The organism is Streptomyces sp. AcH 505 (genome assembly GCF_000818175.1).
Taxonomy (GTDB): Bacteria; Actinomycetota; Actinomycetes; order Streptomycetales; family Streptomycetaceae; genus Streptomyces.
In genome coordinates this window covers 1419749-1440364 of record NZ_JTIY01000002.1, presented here as the reverse complement: position 1 = coordinate 1440364, position 20616 = coordinate 1419749, and the positions used below count along the sequence as shown (strand labels likewise).

General features: G+C 67.4%; 20 protein-coding genes. 4 read left to right on the top strand and 16 right to left on the bottom strand.

The annotated features are described in order from the left end of the window. Positions 1-107: 107 nt before the first annotated feature. Together HY68_RS36335 and HY68_RS36330 are read right to left on the bottom strand one after the other, a co-directional pair. The gene (locus HY68_RS36335) at positions 108-953 is read right to left on the bottom strand and encodes a DUF6083 domain-containing protein (RefSeq protein WP_157874530.1); all 846 of its coding nucleotides are present in this window, start codon (positions 951-953) and stop codon (positions 108-110) included. 170 nt (positions 954-1123) lie between these two features. Further along, entirely contained in the window at positions 1124-1387 is a 264-nt protein-coding gene (locus tag HY68_RS36330) for a helix-turn-helix transcriptional regulator (protein ID WP_042000162.1), read from the bottom strand. A gap of 666 nt (positions 1388-2053) precedes the next feature. Between HY68_RS36330 and HY68_RS39850 the strand changes: the two genes are divergently transcribed. Further along, complete coding sequence (locus HY68_RS39850; RefSeq protein WP_052457506.1) at positions 2054-2443, top strand: hypothetical protein; 390 nt, start codon at positions 2054-2056, stop codon at positions 2441-2443. A gap of 142 nt (positions 2444-2585) precedes the next feature. Here the strand turns inward: HY68_RS39850 and HY68_RS43140 are convergent, their stop codons facing one another. Together HY68_RS43140 and HY68_RS36320 are read right to left on the bottom strand one after the other, a co-directional pair. Beyond that, the gene (locus tag HY68_RS43140) at positions 2586-3014 is read right to left on the bottom strand and encodes an SsgA family sporulation/cell division regulator (RefSeq protein ID WP_157874528.1); all 429 of its coding nucleotides are present in this window, start codon (positions 3012-3014) and stop codon (positions 2586-2588) included. A 1142-nt stretch (positions 3015-4156) separates the two neighbouring features. Continuing rightward, on the bottom strand, positions 4157-5122 hold the full coding sequence (locus HY68_RS36320; RefSeq protein ID WP_241778884.1) for a hypothetical protein: 966 nt from the start codon (positions 5120-5122) through the stop codon (positions 4157-4159). A 111-nt stretch (positions 5123-5233) separates the two neighbouring features. Between HY68_RS36320 and HY68_RS36315 the strand changes: the two genes are divergently transcribed. Further along, a complete protein-coding gene (locus HY68_RS36315) occupies positions 5234-5419 on the top strand; it encodes a hypothetical protein (RefSeq protein WP_241778883.1) in 186 nt (61 codons plus the stop codon). A gap of 715 nt (positions 5420-6134) precedes the next feature. Here the strand turns inward: HY68_RS36315 and HY68_RS36310 are convergent. From HY68_RS36310 to HY68_RS36280, 6 genes are all read right to left on the bottom strand, one after another. After that, entirely contained in the window at positions 6135-6860 is a 726-nt protein-coding gene (locus tag HY68_RS36310) for a hypothetical protein (RefSeq protein ID WP_042000157.1), read from the bottom strand. Further along, positions 6857-7687, bottom strand: a complete 831-nt coding sequence (locus tag HY68_RS43135) for a hypothetical protein (RefSeq protein ID WP_157874527.1) — start codon at positions 7685-7687, stop codon at positions 6857-6859. Before HY68_RS43135 ends, HY68_RS36310 begins: the two co-directional genes overlap by 4 nt. Positions 7688-7908: 221 nt before the next feature. Next, positions 7909-8130, bottom strand: coding sequence for a winged helix DNA-binding protein (locus HY68_RS45930; protein ID WP_042000149.1), 222 nt, complete (start codon positions 8128-8130; stop codon positions 7909-7911). Next, positions 8120-8320 carry a hypothetical protein gene (locus tag HY68_RS45925; RefSeq protein ID WP_042000146.1) on the bottom strand — a complete coding sequence of 67 codons (201 nt, stop codon included), beginning with the start codon at positions 8318-8320 and terminating at the stop codon, positions 8120-8122. Before HY68_RS45925 ends, HY68_RS45930 begins: the two co-directional genes overlap by 11 nt. Positions 8321-8604: 284 nt before the next feature. Next, positions 8605-9288, bottom strand: coding sequence for a hypothetical protein (locus tag HY68_RS36285; RefSeq protein ID WP_042000143.1), 684 nt, complete (start codon positions 9286-9288; stop codon positions 8605-8607). After that, on the bottom strand, positions 9285-9833 hold the full coding sequence (locus tag HY68_RS36280; RefSeq protein ID WP_241778882.1) for a sigma-70 family RNA polymerase sigma factor: 549 nt from the start codon (positions 9831-9833) through the stop codon (positions 9285-9287). Before HY68_RS36280 ends, HY68_RS36285 begins: the two co-directional genes overlap by 4 nt. A 1514-nt stretch (positions 9834-11347) precedes the next feature. Here HY68_RS36280 and HY68_RS36275 point away from each other — a divergent pair. Both HY68_RS36275 and HY68_RS43130 read left to right on the top strand, forming a co-directional pair. Further along, positions 11348-12205 (top strand): helix-turn-helix transcriptional regulator, encoded by an 858-nt coding sequence (locus HY68_RS36275; RefSeq protein WP_042000141.1) that lies wholly within the window; start codon positions 11348-11350, stop codon positions 12203-12205. A gap of 47 nt (positions 12206-12252) precedes the next feature. Beyond that, complete coding sequence (locus tag HY68_RS43130) at positions 12253-12849, top strand: hypothetical protein (protein ID WP_157874526.1); 597 nt, start codon at positions 12253-12255, stop codon at positions 12847-12849. Positions 12850-13109: 260 nt separating this feature from the next. On the opposite strand, the gene HY68_RS41365 is transcribed toward HY68_RS43130, so the two are convergent. The 6 genes from HY68_RS41365 to HY68_RS36240 form a co-directional block, all read right to left on the bottom strand. Next, on the bottom strand, positions 13110-13307 hold the full coding sequence (locus tag HY68_RS41365; protein WP_198533523.1) for a DUF397 domain-containing protein: 198 nt from the start codon (positions 13305-13307) through the stop codon (positions 13110-13112). Between the two features lie 454 nt (positions 13308-13761). After that, positions 13762-14472 (bottom strand): hypothetical protein, encoded by a 711-nt coding sequence (locus HY68_RS36260; RefSeq protein ID WP_042000138.1) that lies wholly within the window; start codon positions 14470-14472, stop codon positions 13762-13764. Further along, complete coding sequence (locus tag HY68_RS36255; protein ID WP_042000136.1) at positions 14472-16640, bottom strand: hypothetical protein; 2169 nt, start codon at positions 16638-16640, stop codon at positions 14472-14474. The genes HY68_RS36260 and HY68_RS36255 overlap by 1 nt, the downstream gene beginning before the upstream one ends. Then, a complete protein-coding gene (locus tag HY68_RS36250) occupies positions 16640-17275 on the bottom strand; it encodes a helix-turn-helix domain-containing protein (RefSeq protein WP_042000971.1) in 636 nt (211 codons plus the stop codon). The genes HY68_RS36255 and HY68_RS36250 overlap by 1 nt, the downstream gene beginning before the upstream one ends. Before the next feature lie 659 nt (positions 17276-17934). Next, the gene (locus HY68_RS36245; protein WP_042000134.1) at positions 17935-18579 is read right to left on the bottom strand and encodes an HNH endonuclease family protein; all 645 of its coding nucleotides are present in this window, start codon (positions 18577-18579) and stop codon (positions 17935-17937) included. A 589-nt stretch (positions 18580-19168) separates the two neighbouring features. Next, complete coding sequence (locus HY68_RS36240; protein WP_157874524.1) at positions 19169-20593, bottom strand: hypothetical protein; 1425 nt, start codon at positions 20591-20593, stop codon at positions 19169-19171. Positions 20594-20616: the final 23 nt, after the last annotated feature.

Sequence of the window (20616 nt, the reverse complement as noted above, 5' to 3'; positions counted from 1 at the left end):
TCCCTTCCTTCGTAGGTACGGCAGTCCGACGGAAGTCGCAGGAGAGGCCCGAAGGTGGGTCTTCCGGTGTACGCGGGTGGAGTGCACGGGGCGCCTGGGGGCGGGGTTCATGCGTGTCCTCGCGGAGTACGGAAAGGGTGGGCGGGAGCGGGCAGAAGGGAGACGGAGGCCTCCCAGTCCGCGCGGACCAGGTCCGCGGCCGCCGGTGCGGAGGCGTGCCGGGCGCAGCGCTGGATGCACCGGCGCTCCCGCTCCTTCTCCAGCAGTTCACTGAGGTCGCAGACGGCCATGAGGATGTCGGGCAGGGTGCGTTGGCCGGTGAGCGGTCCGGTGGACATCAGGCTCCAGATCCCGGGTGTGTCGGGGTGGAGGAGGAAACGAGTACGTCGGCAGCGGGTCTGGGCCACGCAGCAGATGTCCTCGACGAGACGGGCCGCAAGGTAGCGGGCGTTGCGGAGTTGCGCGACGGGGCGTGCCGGCCGGCATCCGGCGGATGCCGCTGGGGGGACGAGCGGGGCCTCGTCGGCACTCAGGGCGGTTCGTGTGTCGATGTGGCGGCGGGTGCGCGGGGCGAGGTGGCAGCGTAGGTCGGCCAGTTGCTTGGTCAGTCCGGGCGGGTGGGGGCGAGTGGGGCACAGGAGCGGGTACGGGATGCGGCACCAGGGGGTGCCGTCGCCTTGGGGGTGGGTGATGCCGGAGCTGACGTGCCAGCGCAGCGGTGCGGGGACCGCGGTCGTGGGCAGTTCGTGGGGGTGGAGGCTGATGGGTGAGTGGCCGGTGCGGTCGAACCAGTCGATGGCGTTGCCGCAGCCGGTGCAGCAGGCGCGTAGCCCAGTGTGCGGGAGGCGGGTCGGGCTGGTGGAAGCGACGCCCAGCGGCCGGGTGTGGTGGACGCGGGTGCGGGAGGGGGAACCGTCCCAGCGGCGGGAGTTCGGGGCGGGTGTGGGGTGCATGGCGGCGAAGGTGCCAGGCGGCACGCCGGTATCGGGGTGTCAGGGCCGCGGGTGTCCCCCGGACAGCCGCTTCGGTTGCAACACGCGTGCGGGAGGCGGGTGGCATGTTCGGGTGTCGTCACCGGTTGGGGTGATCTGTGTTGCAGGTGCCGCAGGGGTCGTCTGGTGGTTCAGGTGCCGGGTTTGCTGGGTGGGGTGTGGCCGGTGCACAGGGTGCCGAAGAGCTCGTCGAGCGGGGCGTCGAGCGCATGGGCCAGAGCGTGCCAGGTGGCCAGGGATCCGATGGTGCGGCCCTGTTCGATCTCGATCAGGGTGCGGCGGGACAGGCCGGTACGGCTGGCGAGTTCGTCGTAGGTCCAGCCGCGCTCGCCCCGCAGGCGTGCGAGCTCCAGGCGCAGCGCATCCAGGTTCGGGTCGGGCGGCAAGATCGTCACCCCACCATCCGACGGTGCAGAACCCTGCCCTGTCAGTGCAGACCTCTGCCCTATTTGCGAGGGTGCTGGGCCGAACGAGGGGGCAGAGGTCTGCACTACCGTGTGCCGACTCGCCCTCTCCCTCACCCGCCCACGGGCCGGACAGGGAGCGGGGATCCGCGCGGCACAGGCAGGAGGAACCCACGGCCCATGAGGCTGTGCACCACACCCACGACAACGGTGCGACGCACCTGGACCGTCGAACTACGCCCCCAGCACGACGGGCCGGCGCTCCACTGCCCGCACTGCCCTGCAGACCACCGGGCTGTCGCTCCCGGCATCTCAGGCAGGTCCGCGGCGCTGGCCCACCTCGCCAGCCACGCGCGCAGGGACATCCTGTCGCCGTATCTGAGGACGTGCCAGTGCCACGAGAGCGGCTGCCGCTGGCACTCCCGCCGCCGCAGCTGCGACGGGCCGATCCTGCTCGTCCTCACCTGCGAACGAAACGGACGTCTCTGGCGTCTCGCCGACACCTGCGCCGCATGCGCCCGGGCAACCGCACACGCCGCGGTCGTGCCCGATACGCTGCTCACCCCTTCGTCGACCGAGCTGCCCTCAGGCGCTCCCATCCTGGGCAGGGCGGGGCAAAGGAGACGGTCCGGTAAGCCTTCCGTCCTCGTCGAGGGGATGCTCTCCTACCTGGCCGTTTCCCTGCCCCCACAGACCAGCCCCACAGCACGGCTCCTCGCCCTGCAATGCGCCCTGCGAACCAACAACCGAGGCCGCGTCGCACTGCCCAACGGGCTGCTGTGCGCCATGCGCCTGCTTCACGACCCCTCCCCCTGGCAGGACCTCGAGCAAGCCCACTGGCTCCACCGCCCGCCCCTCATCAGACAGTTGCCCTTTCGCGGGGTCGAGATGCAGCTCCTCGACCCGACCGTCCTCTCCCAAACAAGCAGCCGCAACCACCGGATCCAGGCAGCCGACTGGGCGCTACGAGCCTCCTACGCGAAGCGGCTACGCCACCTCGATGAAGCAGGCCGGTTACTCACCCTCTCTCTCGCCACCCGCCGCTGACCGGCCGGCCGCGCCGAGTATGGCCGGTTCAGCCGATCCGCGGTCTTACAACATCAAGGCTGGACGCCACATCCGATCGCCTCACCGATACCGAAGGCATCCTCTCCGTACGAGTCGATCCGGTTTCGCGAACCTCCAGCCATCAGTCACCCAGGCCCCCACAGGTCAACTGCACAAGTTCACCGTCGAGATCGTTGAGTTCACCGTCCAGGAACTCATGCTCGGTTCCCGTCGCAACAGCCCGGAGTGTCACAACGACATACTCCTGAAGATGCGCTCGTGGCGCCGAGAGAAGAGCTGTTCCTTCATCGGAAACCAGCCGGATGAATATGCTCGACTCCCGTGTTTCGCAAGAAGGACGTCGATCGTGCCACACCATCACGTCCCCCTCGCCGGCGCTTCCTTCGAGTCCATCCACAAGCAGATCGCGAGCGAAGTGCCATACCTTTTCGCTCGGGTCCCCCGGATGAAAGACCGCTTCGATGGCATAGGGATCGTACGGACGGTAAGTGAATCGCGCAGCAACCGCGTGCCCGAGGTCCGTTTCAGATCGGTGGACTCGCATGCGCATGTCTGCGTGCCGAATTGTGTGCCCTCTGTGCTGCTCGGCCCACATGCGCAGTTGCGGGAACTGCGCGGACTCGCGCGAGGGACTAGCGGTCCCACTTCCCAAGAAGACAGGGAATGACACTTCTCCTTCTGCGATAGACCGAGATGTGAAGAGTTCCTGCAGACTGCAGGCTCGCCGAAACTCTCTGTCCGCAGATGCCACGGCACTCGATGCGGGCCGCCTGAGAGCGCGCGGCAAGCAAATACCGTCAACGGAGACAGGGGATGCAAGCCTTACCAATTCGGCCCGATCAAGTCCTACTGGTAGCCACAAACAGAACGGCTCTCCTACAGAAGGGGATGACACTCTGCCCGGATCGAAGACCCCTGCGGCGTTCCAATACGACTCGAGAAGGTGGCGGCCACCAACCGAAGAGGCGCTCAACCTTTGCGGCAGTATGGGCACGGTGCGCTCATCAAGCAGACGGTTGTGCCGGCGGACGATATCCCTCATGAGGGCTGCCGTCCTCAGAATGCCCCTCTCTATACCAGGGGGTACGGCAGGGTGCGGCCCGAGGCGAGGGGGTGTAACGATCGGAACTGCCGACCGGGACAGGTCGGACAGTGCCGAACCGCTCCAGCGTGGCAGCGCGACACCGGGCCGTGCACAAACAAACCAATTGCCGATCCGCGCAGGCTGAGGAGAAAGCAGGCGCGGCACTCTCGGCACGGCCGGGACATGCGGCCAGGTCGAGTCGCTGCAGCGCAGACTGCTGCGCCAGAGCATGGGCCCGGAGGGTGTATTCCGCGAGCAGGAGTCGCTGGTGTCGAAAGTCGGCCCCGTTAGCAAATACAGCTCCGTCCCAAAGCCGTCCCGCCCCCACGTCGGCGTTCTCAAGGGACGCGGAAGTCCAAGGAAAAGCGGCAACAGACCATGGTCAGCGGCTGGTTCGGCCGCGTTTTCCGACCGCCCGGCTTCCACTGCGGACCGCGTGTTCCGCTCTGGGGCCGTCGCCTTCGCCAGTCGACGGAGCACGTCGGCCGGCAGTGACGCGTTCTCCGCCAGAACATGCGGGGCGCCGAGGCTGGACGCGTCCAGCAGTGCGTCGAAGTCCTGGTCGTCAGTCGCGGCGACGTTGCTCATGATGTCGTCCTTCCGGACCGTCATCGCGCTCCTCCCTCCCCCAGTTCGAGCTTCCACATTCGGTTTTCAGTGATCTTGACGCGGATCCGGCTGAGCCGACGCTCCAGCGCCTTCTCCGTCAGGCCGGCCCGCTCGGCGGCCTCGGCCTGGGTGTAGCCCGCGGCGCGCAAGACGAGGCCCTCGAGGGCCTGGGCGTCGGTGACGAAGGGCAGGAGGCGGGCGACGGCATCGTGGGTCGCCGCGGTGCTACACGGGTCGAGGGCGCGCTGGTCCGGGATCTCCCCCGGCATCGTGTCGTGTGACACGTCGGTGACCAGTTCGGCCTGATGTATCTGCCGGGTGCGGTACCACGTCTTGTACACGGGCCGGAACGTGCGGATGGTCGCGCCGACGAAATACGTCGTGAGGCTGGCGCCACCGTCCGGGCGCCACCGCCCTCGGACAAGGCCGTACTCACGGAAGAGCTTCAGTCCCTCGATGATCGAGTCGGTGGCGATCTCTCTGCGGTCGTCGGGGGTCCACAGCGTCGTGATCATGTCTGCCGGGACCGGGCGGCCCGCGAGACGTGCCTTGCGGAAGATCTCACCTGTGCCGGTCCACTTGATGATGACGGGCCAGCCGTACTGGACGAGGCGGGCGGCAAGCTTCTGGTAGTCGGGGCCTTCGAAGTTCTCGTCGGCCAGCAACTCGACGATCCGCCGATCGCGCTCGAGTCGTCCCGCACGGACCTGGATTGGTTCGCTCTGCGGGCCGCGGGCTGCGAGGTCGTCTTCGAGCGCGAGGAGCCCTGCGGGGGGCAGCTCTGCGATGACCTGCTCCCTCTCGTGCAGGTCATCCGCTGAGGGGCATCCTCCCCCGGCCTCATCCGGCACATCCGCTCCCTGCCTCGTCGCCGCGTGTGGGCGTTCGCCCTGTTGCCTCACATCTCCCTCATAGACGGCCCGCACCGTCCTCCCCCCGCTCCCCGACAAGATTCTTTTCTGCACGGGGCGTGATTCACATCACGCGGGGGGAATCGGGGGCCCTGCCGCTACAGCATCAACGACACACCGTCACCTGCAGCCCGGCGGATCCCCTTAATGAACAACGGAGTTGACGTGACCCAGAACAATCCCCTGCTCTCTCAGCGCACCGCGGTCATTCTTCTGCTGGGTGCGCTGGTCGGCACGGCGGCGGCCGTCCTGACCGTCATGGGCGGCGCCGCTGTACCTGGCGGGCTCCTCGCGGGTGGCGCCGCGTTCGGCGCCGGCGTCCTCTTCTTCCACACCATCATCGCGCCGTAAGCGCGGTGCGCAGCCGGGGTCGGGCTTCGGCTGGCCCCGGCTGCGCATAGGGAAGCACTTCTCACCGGGGCGCGGCGTGGCGGTACGACCTCCGCTCTCGCCCCGTACGAGGGGGTTAGCCGGACGGCGATGTCCCGGAGCACCGTCCGCGGGCTTCGCTGCGTCCGTGCGGAGGGAGGAGTTCTCGCGGTGGCACCGGTCCTGGAAGTGCCGGTGAGATGCCTGAAGACGTCGTCGAGGCGGATCGCAACCCTGGTAGCACGATCGCCCTTGGGATGACATGGAATAGTTGACGCCGCCGGAATCGACCTGCACGAAACAGTGTGCGTCGACGACGTCCTCGATCGGCACCGTGCCCGCCCCCGGACATCGCGGCTGGGGCAGTCGTGACTGTGATGGCCGGGAGTCCCGCTAGTCGACTCGCGGTCCTCGGTCTAAAGGGCTGCGCGACGCGATGCGGAGCGTTGGGACCAGACACCGATCAGGCAGCCCCGGCAGCCGGCATGTCGCAGGCATCCGTCGGAGCGCTCAGCGTCTACGGGGAACAGCGAGGGGCTCCTCACCGGGACCGAGCTCCGCGCCGACAGCTCCAGTGACTCGCGATCCTCGGAGCTGACCAGGCAGCATCAAGACTGCGGAGCCCCAGAGTTCCGGGGTCACAGCAAGCACGGCCGGGGCGGTCGCTGCGGCGACCGTTCACAAGGGCCGAGGCGGTTCACATGCCCGATATCCACGGAAAGACGCGTCGTGTCGTTTTGCCGATCTCGGCGCGCGCCGATCCGTGCCGATCCGCGACGGCAACGGGGGCGGTGACCGTCACGGAGGAGTTGTCGCCGGTGATGATGCTGATGTTCTGAAGGGCTTGAGCGACCTGGTCCGGTGTCGGGTCATGCTGGCCGTACGGCATCGCGGCCCGCAACTCCCCGACCAACTCGACAAGTCGCGTGCGCACTTGGTCGAGGACGCCTTCCAGCGCCGAGGGATGCACAGCCCAGTACAACCTGAGCACCTGTCGGGAAGGGTCCTGGCTCATGATTACGGCGAGCTCGGCTGCCATGGCAGGCGCGAGCTGCACACTCTGGTCTGGCCGTCTGGCGCTGAGCGACTCGATTTGGCCCACGCTCTGGCCAAGACGCAGCACATCGCCCAGGGCCTCGCGGGCAAAGTCCGGCAAGTCGAACACGCTGACCGGCTGTTGCCGGAACCTGAATCGTCCTGCAAGGCCGTCCATCACCAGAGGAGCTGGGATCCTGCGGTAGTCGGGGATGGGCACATCCGTGCCCTCGTAGCCTTGGAGTTCCCTCAACGCCCACGTCCGCAGCGGCTCGGAATGGGCGTGCCCGCCCAGGGCGATCACCTGCCTCAGGATCGGGGCGAGCGGGCGGCTGGCGTCGAGGACGTCGTCCTCCAGCCGGTCGACACGGCTTCGGCGGGGCCTCATTTCACGACCACGGTGGCGATGACGCCGGCGATCGTCCCCAGCGCGGCGACGGCGCCCCAGATGACCGAGCTCCGGTGCCACCAGGGCTGGGGGGTTGCGGCTGCTGGTTCGTTGATGTTGGCGCTGGCGGTGCCTCCACGCTCGGCCTTCGCGTTCGGCGCGACGATGTGGAAGGTGGACCCGTTACCTCCGGTGATGTTGAGGGCCTGCTGTGCGGCCGAGTCGATCTGGCCGGGGTTGGGGTTCTGCTGGCCGGGGGGCATGGTTGCTCTCACTTCCGCGACGAACTGGGTCAGACGTGTTCTGATGTGATCGAGGACGCCTTGAATGCCGGCGACGGAGACGTCCCAGTGCAAGGACGTGATGTCGGCGGCTTCGTTTCCCTCAGCGTGCTGTTGCTCCGTCATCTGTATGACGTACTCAGCTGCTCCGGGCGGGCTCAGGCGTACGGCCCCGTTGCCACGGGCGGCTATGACCTCGAGCTCACGGACTCCTTGCCGGATCGGTGCGCTCTCCCCGATCCCGCGGTCACGAGCGTGCTGGGGCAACATATGCGTGCTGATTCGCCGAGTGTTGCCCCGGACGATCTGGCCCGGGAGGTTGAGATCGACCGTCACTTCGAGTGCTGCCGGCAGCTTCCGGTAAGAAGGCAGCTCATCAGACGCCTGGTATCCCTGCAGTTCCTTCAGCGCCCAGTCGCGCAGTTCCTCGTGGTGAGCGTATCCGCCCAGCATGAGGCACCGCCGAAGGGCAGAGGCGAGAGATGCGGTGTCGTCCAGGACAGCGAGCTCAAGCTGCTCCAGTCCCTGAACGTCGGGAGGCGTCACGGCATCCAGTCTGCCTTGCCCCACTGACAACCCCAGCCATCCCGTCTTCAGCCACTGGCCGGCACCCCGCTGTGGGTGGTCACAGGGCCAGCGTGCGAAGGGCGACGCGCACCCGGCTGAATACCGCTTCCGCGACCGGCGTTGGCCACCGCGCCTAGCCTGTCCCGGCATCCCATCGATCGATGCCCCCGGTCCCATGGTGCTGGCCAGGTGCCCTGCGGTCAGCTGCCGAGGCGACAGGAGCACCGGCGACGGCCGGTGCGGCTGATGAGACCGCGCTCCTCCAGGCGTCCGAGGTGGTAGGCGACGGAGCTGGTGCTGGAGAGACGGACCCGCTTTCCGATCTGCCGGATGGACGGGCCTTTGCCATGGTCTTCGATCCAGGTCCGGATCACCCGACGGATCTGAAGTTGGCGATCCGTCGGAGCGCCGTCATCCTTCACTCGCCCCCACCTCCTGCAGGGCGGTGCCGGGCTGCTGGCGTAGCCGCAGGATGCGTGTCGACAGACGCAGCAGCCGACGGCGCAGGACCGTGTTGCCGTGCGGACTGGGGGACGCAACGAGTGCCCGGTAGGTGATGGTCCGCTCGCGTTGTGCCCGCGCCAGGGCCTCGGTGGAGGTGGTGCTGCCCATGACCGCATTAGATCACTTGTTCGAATCTCATGTCGGTGACCATCTCCACAGCACGAACGAGGCTCTGGGCCGTAGCCCGCTACGAGTCGATCCAGGGCGGGGCGGTGCAGTGCGTTACCTCCGATTGGTCGTCACCGCCCGGACCCGTCGGTCTGGGCCGTACAGCTCGACATGTGCCAGACGAGGTCTCCCGCCTCCTCACCCGCACCCCGGCCGAACCTCACATCGGCCACTGAGTAACCGAAACCGCGCCCTGCGGTGTGCCCGCGGCGCGTCCGCCAGTTTTACGCCCTCGCCTGGTCGGGGACCGGGGTCGGGCAGTCGGTGTCGTTGAAGATGTGGGCGATGCTGTCGAGGGTCCAGCTCAGGAGCAGGATCAGCTTTTCCGCAGTCGAGATGAGGCGTTCACCGACTTGCTGGGTCTTCGGATGGCTCGTCGTATTCAGGCATTGCTGGAATGCGTCGCGGAAATTGGTGATGTTCGCGACGGCTCGATTGTGCAGAGTCATGGCTTCTTGGCGGCTGAGGTCCTGACGGAGGAGCCCTAGCTTGAGCCGAGCCAGATCAGCGTTGCAGTCGGCGAGAAAGTCTGAGGCCAGTCCCCAGGGGATGCGCAGGCTGTCGGGCAGCAGCGCCCGGCCTACGACGGTCATGGTGCGGGTGGTGGTGATGGCCTTATCGAGTTGGTGGGGCAGGGCGTACAGGCTTCTCAGGGCGAGCCAGGGTGCGATGCTGTCGGCGGCCTCGCGCAGGGCTGTGTCGAGGTATCCCCAGTGCTCATTGCCAGCGTCTTCATCGCTGACGGTTTCGGGTACCACTGCGGCCGCGAAGATTGCTGCGCAGCCTGCGTCGAGGTCGATCGCGGTTTCGGTGCGTTCCAGCGTCGCGGTATTTACGGCGGCCAGCCAGTCGTCGAACGCGGCGTCGTCGTCCGCGTCGGTCTTCGGAGTGGGGGTCGCCTTGCTCACTCTGTGCCTTCCTTCATCAGTTGCCATGTCTGCTTGAGGTGTTTGCGGGCCCGGGCCAGGTTCTGGCGTACCGCTTCGGCGCTGACGCCCAGGTGTTGCGCGGTCTCGTGGGCGGAGAAACCGTCGTACACCCAGGCGAAGGCCTGACGCTGGCGCATCGGCAGGGCGGCGAGGACACTCAGCACCAGGACTTCCTGTGCTTCCATTTCCACCGCTTCAGCGGGACACCGGCCCCCTGGGCGGTCGGGAAGATCCTCATGTGCGTGTTCGCGCTGGTCTCGTTGCTTCAGCAGCTGGCGGTATGCGACGCGACGCAGCCATGCCTGTGGATGATCGATGGTTTCCCAGCTTTCCCAGGCGAGTGCGAAGGCGGCTTGTGCGGCTTCGAGGGCCTCGTGTCCGTTGGCGCCGTGCCGCATGACGAAGACGGTCAGTCGGGGCATGAGGTCGCGGTAGAGATGGGCGAAGTCCGCCCTGTCTTGCGAGCTGGAGGGGGACAGCGAGGCCGACGCCTGGACGAGCGGGCTGGCCTGGACCTGCGGCAACGGGGCCGCACCTGCCTCACTCATCGGCTCCGCCGGGTTGGGGGGCGGCGGGGCCGACGCGGATGGTGATTCGGCTGCGGTCGGCGCGTTGTTCGGACATGAGGCTGCCGGCCGGCAGCGCCCTCACCCTGCTGCTGATGCCGGACTCGCTCAGTCGGGCGAGTTGTACAGCTGCCTGCGCTCTCAGCCATACGTGCAGTACGCGTACTGCACAGGCGCCGATCCCTGTTATCAGGGAGGTCACCGCCATAGCGTCCATGATCGGCCTTCCACTCGCGCCCTTGCCGGGGAAAGGGGTATCGACAACTGACGGAATGTAGTGCGATCAGAGTGGCCCAGCGTGACGCCTGTCAGCACATCCATCTTGGCCAACATGACTGCACGCAGGACCAGTTACAAAACCTGCAGCTCAACCACACGGCTCACTCTTCGCAAAGCACCGAAGGTGATGCAGAGCACATTGGCTTCGTGCCGACAACGCCCCCGGCACGGGAGGAGGAGGCCACTGCCGATCTGACACGGATGCGACGGAGGTGCCCCAGTCAATCTCACTGTCCGCGTCGGTCACATCGCCGGGAAGCCCCTTCGCGCCGATGAAGTGAACGGCCTCCCGAAGCGCCGGCGGAGAGGGGGCTGCAGGAGCACTTCCCCACCATTCAGTTCACCGCCTCCAGCCACAGTCCCTACATCTGCCAGGCTGCTGACGAGGGCGGCCTGATCCGGCTGCCCGGAATCGATGAGCAGCAGGCCCCGGAAGGGGTGGAGGAGGAGTCCGCCGACGGGTCGTTTACGGCAGCGGGGACGACGCCGCACTGTCGGAACTCTTCGATCTGAAGACGCCCCACTCCGATCGTGCAGAGCAGCAGCGCCACCACCTGGCGGCGCTCGAGCGCAAGGTGTACGCCGGATTGGCCACCGCCGCGGAAGTCATCGACGATCAGGGGCTGAGCAGGTTGGTGCACTACATAGCCCAAGGTCAACGAGTCAACCGATGACCTGAGGATCGGGTGCGGAAGCGAGTGCCATTCAGCAGACAGTCGCTCCCACCGGGATTCCCCCGACAGTCAAGAGCATCTCGGTGCCTCACAAGATGGGCAGTTCAGAACGGCGTAGGCCCTATCGAGTCCGCCCGCGGACTACTGGAACTGTCTCTGGCGGCAGCGGGTAGGAGTGTCATCTCGGGGGGCCAACTCACCTCGGGGGGCCAACTCACCTCGGGGCGGGTTGTGTGTCGGCGGCACCGTGGCGCGAGATCGAAGAAGACCGCCGACGGGCGGTCTTGTCTGCCGGGAGATTTTTCGCGCTATCGGGGTAGACGCGGCGCAACGCATCCCCCTTGGCGTCGGGGTGCGGGGGCTGCCCGTCGGGATCAAGTCCCGGCACGCGCATGACATATGTCGTTTCGCAGTTAGCCGATGAGCTATGCCATAATGACAGTCCCTGCTAGCTAACTTCCGAACGCGCTTATCGTATAGCGTACGGCTGCAGGGGTACATGCACCCCCAAGGAGCGAGATGCCTTACGCAGTGGACCCCAGTCTCAACCGTCGCAAGCTGCGCCTTGAGCTACGCAGGGCTCGCGACAAGATGGGTATGACGCAGCGTCAGGTTGCAGACGATCTTGAATGGTCCCTGTCCAAGTTGATCCGGATCGAGACGGCGAGCGTCAGCATGTCCGTCACCGACCTCAGGGCGATGCTGCAGTTGTACGGGATCGACGACCCCGGTCTTGTCGCCGAGCTCGAGGAGGCGGCGCGGGGCAGCAAGGGCACGAGCTGGTGGACGGAGTTCAACGACGTCCTCAGCGCTCAGTACACCCAGTACTTGGGGTATGAAAGCGCCGCGTCGTCCATCCATTCGTATCACCCGATCATCATTCCCGGGCACTTGCAGACACAGGACTACGCCCTGGCGCTGCTGGAACCTCGCGTGGACGAGGCCCGCGCACGCCGGGTGGTGGATCTCCGTATGGCACGTCAGGAGCGGATCTTCGAAACGGCGCCCGTCCCTGAGACGTCGTTCATTCTCGACGAGGCCGCTCTGCGCCGTCAGATCGGCTCGCCCGCGGTGATGAGGAATCAGTTGGAGCAGCTTGTCGTAATGGGCCAGCGGCCGGATGTGACGATTCAGGTACTGCCCTTCTCGGCCGGCGCTCACTACAGCACGCTGGGAAGCTTCGTGGTGTTGGGATTCAAAGATGACACCGACCTTCTCTACCTCGAGCACGCCACGGGCAGCTTGACCAGTGGTAACGACCTGGATCTGCTGGCGCGGTACCAGGAGTGCTTCGAAACGATCAGCAGCGTCGCCCTGAGGGGGGAAGCTGCCGTTGAGCTGATCGAACGCGTCAAGGAGGAATTCAGCACTCGCTGAGACCGACGGCGCGTAGCGCCTGCGGCAGAGTCAGGGGAGGGCCAGCCATGGTCTTCAAGTGGTTGCAGCAGGCGTTCATCTCAGGCGTGCAGGAAAACTCGGTGTTGCCCCTTTCCGGGGGAGGCGAGGACAGCCCCGGATCCTCCGACGACCAGCTCAAGCGTGAGGCGATCAGTGATCCGGAGAGCGTGACCGAGCTGATACGCCTGGAGGGATCTCGCTCGCAGGCAGCTGCCGATGCGGCACGGGATGAGGCTCGGCGAGTTGCGGAACTGGAGGAAATCCGCGCGCGGATAGCTGCTGAGGCTGCCGGGGCGGAGGCTCGGCGGGTTGCGGAGCTGGAGGAGCAGAAGACCACGCTGTACATCCGGCGTCTGAAGGCGAATGTGCTCTACGGGGCGATCGGTCTCGTCGTCGTCGCCGGCTGTATCGTCCTGGTACTGCATGCCCTCAAGGGGATGCATCTGCCGCTACCTCGTGGCGTGCAGGCCGTGGGCAGCCTTCTGGGAGCCTCACTGCTTACCGGTGTATCGGCGTGGATAGTCCCGAAGATCCGGGGTCGGCGACAGGGGTCTTCTACCGGTGGAACTCCGCCCGGCGGTCAGGAAGCGGGCCGTGATCGGCCTCGTGCTGATGCTCCGTAGGCGTCGCGAAACTGCGCCAGATACCGGCGCCGACCGAGACACCGACCGTCACCGTCAGCCATACCACCCGTTTGGCCAGGATGCTCTCGACGAGCAGCGAGAAGGCTGCCGCCGTCACCGTGGCGCCGGCACCGACAGCCAGGCAGTACACAACCATCCCGCGCCACGAGGAACTTCGTCGGCGCGCCTCTCTCACAGAGCGCTGCGCCGCCGCGGTATTGGCAACCATGTGCCTCACCTCCCAAGCTCCGGCAAGAAGGTCATAGACCGTCTAACCCCGTGGACTGCAAGGCCGGAAGGAACTCACCCCACGCACTGCGGGAGAAGGCAACCTCCGGTCCTTCACGGTCCTTCGAGTCGCGGGCCAGCACCTCCCTGGCACACACGGCAACTTCAACGCATTCATTACCGCCTTCGCTGAAGCTGCTTTTGTGCCATAAGGGCTGCACCCCGTACATCACCGTCTGCCTCCCCATGGTGCGCCTGCCCAGCCGCACCCGCAGGATGATCCCTCAGACCCTAGCGCCCGTCCAGGTACCCACGCAGGAGGGTGGACACATACGTCTGGAAGCCAGATGCAAGGAATCGACCACTCGCTCACTGTGCGCTACTGATCACTCATTGTAGGAGCAGGTCAGTCACGGTCACCAGACACGATCCGGCCTCCCGGTAACCGCCTCCGCCGCCCGCCTCACTACACGCGCCCCGAGCGGCCGGTGGCCCTCCGCACGACCATCTACGCATATTGAGGTAGCAGTAACTACTCGAGTGCCCCACGGGAATCGGACGCCGAGAGGACCGCTCGCTTCCGGGCGAAGCCCGGTGCCCAGGCGTATGCGACCGACCACCGAACCGGTCCACCAGGGCCAAGCCGCGGTCACGCGGCGACGGGTCTTGTGGGCAGGGCTCAGGTCAGCGGGAGCGCCAGGTGCGGATTTCGAGGTGGATGATGTGGGCGTCCTGGCGGATGCGGCCGGTTTCGACGAGCCACTGGTGGACGGCGGTGGTGACGTCACCGCCGACGGCATCGACACGTCGGGCGAATTCGGCGGCGTCGAACCCGCCGGTTGCTGCGGATCCGTAGGAGCGTTCCTCGGTGTGGTCGGCGCGTTGGATGACGTCACGGCGGATGCCGGGTGAGTCGGTGCGGCTGCCGGAGGCGAGGACGTAGCCGGATTTGAGCAGGCGGACGGTGAAGGCCAGGCGTAGGGCTTTGCGGGCGGCTTCGGCGATGAGAGGGCGTAGGCGGGCGGAGCCGGAGGCGATGGCCTGGGCGCCGACGCGGCCGGTGCCGGTGCCGGTGGGGGTGATGAGGACGGCTTTGGTGCGTACGCGTGCGCGGGTGCCGGCGGCGGTGGTGCGGCGGGTGACGTACGGGGCGGCGAGGGCGGCGAGTTCGGGGATGTCGGTGACGCCCGCGGTGCGCAGGGCGTTCAGGGCGTGGGTGAGTGCGGGGACGAAGGCGGCGCCTTTGCCTCGTGTGTAGAACTGGGAGACGAGGGAGGGGTCGCGGTTGATGATGCGGGCGATGTCCCGTTTGGTCAGGCCTGCGGCCTGGAGCTGGTCGGCGAGATTGGCGGCTTCGTTCAGATGCCGTGCGGCGGTGCGGCGGCGTGGGGGCATCAGTTCTGGCCGTCCGGGGTGCGGGAGTTGGTGAGGGCGGTGCGTCCGGTGTCGCGCAGGGTGAGGAGGGCTTCTTCGCTGGTGGGTGCGGGGATAGGGCCGGTGAGGTGGCCTTTGGTGAGGTAGTCGCCGGGCTGTCCGTGGTAGGGCCAGGGGTGGTGTTCGGTGAGGTAGACGGCGTCGGTGCGGAAGGCGACGACGCTGCCGGCGGGGACGTGGAGGGCGCCGACGTAGGTGTTGTCGTCGCGCATGCGCTGGGAGAGCAGGGCGGCGCGGGCGGCGGACCAGATCCCGGCGGCCCATTCGGGGTGGGCGTAGGGGTCGCGGGTGAAGCCGGTGGGGCGTTGCCAGGTGATGGTGGTGTCGTTGAAGTTGATGATTTCGGCGTCGGCGGGCAGGTCGCGTTCCATGGTGCGGGGGGTGGTGCCGGTGACCATGCGGGGGCGCTGGGCGAAGGCTCCGATGCCGTACAGGAGCAGGGAGCGGACGGCGCGGGAGGCGAGGTGGGCGGCGGTGCGTTGGAGGGGGTCGCCGTGGAGGTCGGCCTGGGCGGCGAGGGCGGCCCAGGCTTCTTTGAGTTTCTTGGACCAGTCGTCGAGGGGTTTGCCGTCGGTCCAGAGGATGCCGTCGAGGATTTCGATCTTCCACGGCTGGACCGGGTTGGTCAGGGCGGTGTAGATCTCGGGTCCGCCGGCCCAGGTGGTGAAGGTGGTTCCCGGGTGGTGGGGGTAGTGCCAGGCGCGGTCGCCGGGGGCGGCGGCGGGGAGGATCCCGACGTGGTTCCAGGTGTCGGGGACGGTGACGCGTACGTGCCAGTGCCCGCAGCCGAAGAGGGCTTTGGTCTGTTCCTTCTGCGACCAGGAGGAGAAGGTGTGGGCGGTGACGCGCCGGGGGGTGCCGACGCCGGACTTCCAGGTGTGTTTGGCGTAGGCGAAGGTGCGGTCGTACTCGACGAGGGCGGGCAGTTGTTCGGGAACGCGGGGTGGGGTGATCAGTTCGGTGCGTCCCTGTCCGGCGGTGGCGTGCAGCAGGCCGCGTAGTTCTTCGGACAGGACGGAGTAGCCGTCGGCGAACTGGCCTTTGGTGGGGATGGTGCGGGTCCACAGGTCGCGGCCGGTCTGTGAGGGGGATCCCATGACGACGGCGTCGGGCCAGTGGGCGCGCAGGGCCTTCCAGAGCAGGACGAACGCGTCGCGGATGGTGGCGGGTTCGGCGCCTTCGGTGTCGAACCACTCCCCGACGGAGCGGATTTCCACGTGCTGTTCGCCGTGGTCGCGCTGGTAGCGGCCGACGGGGTTGCGGGCGTGGACGAAGTGGCCGGCCATGCGGTCCTTGCCCCGGCCGGTGTCGGTGCGCCACCCGGGGGTGGGGGCGTTGAGCCAGGCGGCGACAGCGTCCCTCAGGTAGGGGTGGCGGTCGGCGTCGCGGTGCCAGGGGTCGCCCGCGGTGATGTAGATCCGCTCGGCACCTTCGGGCACGGTACGGAAGACAGCGTCGAGGATCTCTCCCGCCGTGCCGTGGGGCAGGTCGAGGCGGGTCACCTGGTCGCGGTGGACCAGGATGCCGCTGACCGTGTCGAGGAAGACGGTCGAGCGGGCCTGCTGGGTGAAGTTCGGGTGGGCAGAGGAGAGGTTCGCGGTGTGGGTGAACCAGCCGTCCCCCTGGGGGCCTTCGGGGATGGACGGCAGCGCGCGGGATTCTCCCAGCACGGCAGGCGGCGGGACAGAGGTCGTTTCCGGTGCGCGGGCGGGAGGTGGCGTCGAGATGGCGGCCGGCTGGGCCGGGCGCCTCATGTCCGGGGCGGGGGCGCCTGCCGTCTCAGCCGCCGTCGGAGCGGGCGCAGGTTCGGCGGACCCGGCCTGGGGCTGAGGTTGGGAGGAGGGTGATGTCGCGCCGGAGACGGTCGGGGCGGGGGCAGGGCTGGTCGTGGTGGGAGGGGCAGCGAGGCGGTCGGGGGCCAGGATGGGGGCGATCGCGACGACGTCGGCCAGGCTCAGCCCGGCGGCGGGGGCGATCCGGTCGGCCTTCGCCTTCTCATATCCGGCCAGTGCGGTGATCTGCCGGGCCCGGTCCGTCTCGAGCTTGGCCAGAGCCGCCTGCGTCTTCTTGATGTCGTCCCGCAGGGTACGCAGGTCGGCCAGCTGAGCAGTGTAGGTCTTTGCGTCCATCACGATCCCTCGTGCGCGGGTCGTTCAGCTGGTGGGCGGGTGGTGACGTAGGCGATCGTGCCGCCGGAGTGCGAGGCAAGGCGGGTCCCGAGGAGCAGGTCTGCCACTGTCCGGTCGGCGGCCCGGGGTGCGCTCAGGTGCCTCACCGGCTCTACAAGGTCGGTGAGATGTCCGGCAAGGACGGCGTCGGGGAAACCATGGCGCCCGCGCTCATCTCGCTCCCACCGGTCCAGGCCGGTCAGGACGGCCACCACGTATCCGGACAGGGTCACCGGCAGCACTCCCCCGGCGGCCACGCTCGCCGGGTCGCAGCGCCACCACCCCCGGAGCGCCTCCACCAGCGTCTCGGCCGGCAGCTTGGCAGAGAACCCGGTCCGGTCCCCGGGCGTGGTGATCCTCCTGTCCCCGTCGTTCTGCTTGGCGACGTCGACGCGCAGCACGGCGATCTCGTCCGCGCCGAGCCGGTCCACGGGGGCCGGGGCGCGGTCTCTCAGTGCCTGGACGACTTCGAGCGGCACCATGACACGCACCCCGCGCCGGGAGAGCCCGGGCAGCAGCTCCGCGTGCACCAGGCGCCGGAAGGTGGTGACCGCACAGCCCAGCTCGGCAGCCGCCTGACCGGTTGTCAGAAGCAAAACCCAAACCCCCACTCCAATATCTGATCTGGGATCAACATACTGGACGCCCGCACGCCCCGTCAAAGCCACCTCCGATAACAGACTCCGCCTAGATGGCGATAGACGGGCACCCCCTGCCCGAAGGCTGGACGGGGCGAGGGGCGGCATCGGCAGGTCGGCGACGCATCCGCCGTTCGGCCGCAAGGTGCGGACACGGGGAGCCGTCGGCTTCGACCAATTGATCTAGCAGAGCGTGAAGGTGGAGCTGCGGAAGCCGCTCGATGACCGCATCCTCCTGGAGGTCGGCCAATACCGTACGGAGAGCCCACCGGACCGTGGCCGAGTTGGACCTAGGACCTGCAACCCGTTGGAGTCACGAGCGCGCCGGATGAACGTTCTCACGCCTTACGCACGATCCACACCACCAGACCGCAACTGCGGATGACCCCGCCGGGTCACTGGCTCGCGAGCCTGAGCAGACAAAGCGTAGGGCCCGCACCCGCCAAGGGGTGCGGGCCCCTCACGACGCGGCCCGACCGCTCCAGCGAAAGGACGGCCGCCCGATGCATGGTCATGGCGATCCACAAGGCAGCCGGCCCACGACGTGCCCGCCCCTCCCCCCTCCCCGTGCTGGCTGGCCGACTGGCCGGCCGGCCACGCAACGCAGTGACCGTCGATCAGATCGCGCTCGTGTCGATCGTCGTGCTCCCACAGCCCTCAGCCTGGCCCGTCAGCGCATCGCGCTCCGCCATGTCGACGCTCAGACCCCAGCGGAACTTCGTGGACACCCAATCCGCAAGGTACGCACAGTGAGCTTCGGCGGACGGCGGCATCCACTCCGCCGGATCCTGGTCGCTCTTGCTCCGGTTGGTCTTCGCCGTCACCGCCACCAACGAACGGCTCGAACCGAGATCGTTGGCGTACGCCTCACGCCGCTGAGCCGTCCAGCCCGAGGCCCCGGAATCCCAAGCTTCGGCGAGCGGCACCATATGGTCAATGTCCAAGGCGCTCGGTGTGGTGATGGTCTGCTGGTCGTAATACGAGAACCACGTCCCCGAGACAACCTTGCAACCGGCCTCAACCACGGGCTTCGTACGGGACTCCTCGATGAGTACCTCGGCACGCGTCGAGCAACCGTCCCGGTCCTCATCCACCCAGTGCTTGAACTTGGTCCGTTCGTACCCGGCCCGCGACTCCGCGGCGAACGGCAGGGCCCGGATGCCCTCGGCAAGCGGCATCTCGGCCGCGTGCGCGGGAAGCGCGGTCAGCAGGGGCAGGACAGTCAGGGAGGCCAGGACACAGGCCCGCAGAGTCTTGATCACACCCTCTTGCTACCGGCACAACCGTCGGCAGCGCGGGTGAAACGGGCCTGGGTCACCCGCACGGAGGGAACAGTCGTACCACTACGCGCCGGATCCCCCAGTGCTGCACCGCCGGCCAGGCGCACAGTTCGTTACACACGGTCGCAGGAGAGAGGCACGCGTATGCAGTGCGCCTCCTCTAGGTGGAGCCCGGGGCGGTCAGTTGTCGATGATGGCGCAGAGTTCCTTACCGTAGGAGGCTTCAGACGGGACTCACAGCTTCGCCTTGTTCGCGAACCGCCGGTTCAGCTGCCAGTCCACGTCCACGTTGCGGGTCATTGCCGCCGCCCGCACCCGCATCTCCTTCCAGGCCGTGACCATGTATCGGCCGCCACCCGACCGGTACGCCACCAACCGGGCATCGCCCGCCCGGGCGACCATCGAGCGACCCACCTGCCCGCTTCACCACCCGAGCCGTGCCCTTCGCGACCAACGTCACCGGGCGACATGCTTCGACGCGTCCCGCCCGCGCCGGCACCACCGAACCCATCACGGCCACCGGACCGCCACCATGTAGATCGACTTCCTCATGAACAGACGGCGTCGATCGTCACATGCCCTCATCCAGATCTGTCGCCTGACAGGCAGTAAGGAGGCTCCGGGTGATGTCTTCGTACACGCCGGGCCGCAGGCCGGGAGGTGGCGCGAGGTAACCAGCCTCGATCAGCAACGTCGACACCACGCGCATATTCACCCCGGCGAGGCCCGATAACGCACTGCGGTCCGGAGTTGCCACGGTGGGCGGGCGTTTCGCCGAGCGCCAAGCCATCTCGCGGAGTGCGTCACCTGCCGACACTCCCAACTGAGCGACGAGTGCCGGCAGTACGCGAGCTGTGGTGCCCTCGGGCAGTGAGAGCCTCTCGTCGATGCCTGGCGCGACGTCGGGTCCCAGGGTTTGCAGAGCGTTGCCGTCCAGCCGCAGGAGCAGGTCGGCCATGGGCTCTGTCAGACCTGGTGCGACCATCAGTCCGCGCAGAACCCGGATGATGTCGCCGTGCAGTGCTTCAGGCACCTCAATAGCGCAGTGCGCAACTGCCGTTGCCACCATGGCCGTAGCGCTGTTCCAGCCCACCGCCATCCCGGCGTGGCTGAGTACACCCTGCAGCCAGAATCCTTCTTCTGCGATCAGATCCAGCGCACGGGCCGCCGGATGGTCACCGAGCCAGGTGACGAACTGCTCAACGCTGTGGACCAGTCCTCCCGCTGTGGCCATCTGGTACCACGGCGCAACAGAAATCGCACACCAGGGAATGAGGGCGCACAGCGTGCCGAGATACTGGCGGTCATCCCTTCGGCGCCCGACGGCCACACTGCCGACGTGCGCGGCGACCTCACGCCCTACGTTCCCTCCATACATATGCGTCAAGTCCGGCCAGAACGTCTGCAGTTCGCCGATCAGGGCATCAGCCAATTCGAAGGCCGCAAGCTCCGCTTCGACGACCGCGAGTCTTGCCGCCTCCTGCCTCTCGTATGGAAGGTCGGCCGCTTGCTCCACCGACGGATGAGGCAGATGCTCGATCCGCGCCCACGCCGCGTCGGACAGGGCAACCGTCGAACCCGTAGGAGGATGCAACGGGCCCCCCAAATGCTCGCGCAGGGCTTCGGCCACCTGTGCCCAGGCTTGTTTTCTGTCCTTCTCCTTCTTCATCCGACGGCGGAGGGCCAGATGCGGCGGCACAAGGTCGTTGAGCAGACGTATGCCCTGGTCTCGGTGGCGCGCCAGTTCTTCTCGCAAACTGCCGCGAACGCTCCCGGCGGCCACGCCTTCCTGCAGAATCTGGACTCTGGGGCGCTCGCCGACTTCGGCGAGTTCACTGTGCCAGGCGTCCACCGCCGGGGGCATCTTGCCTCGGCGGATGGCCTCTTCGAGCGAGCGTGAGCGGGGCGGAATGATGTAGCCGACGTAGCCGGTGTTGCCGTCCTCAGGGTCCAATAATGCATAGATGACCCGGGTGGGAGGTGGGATGCGCTGCATGCCGGAAGGACCATCTTTCTTCG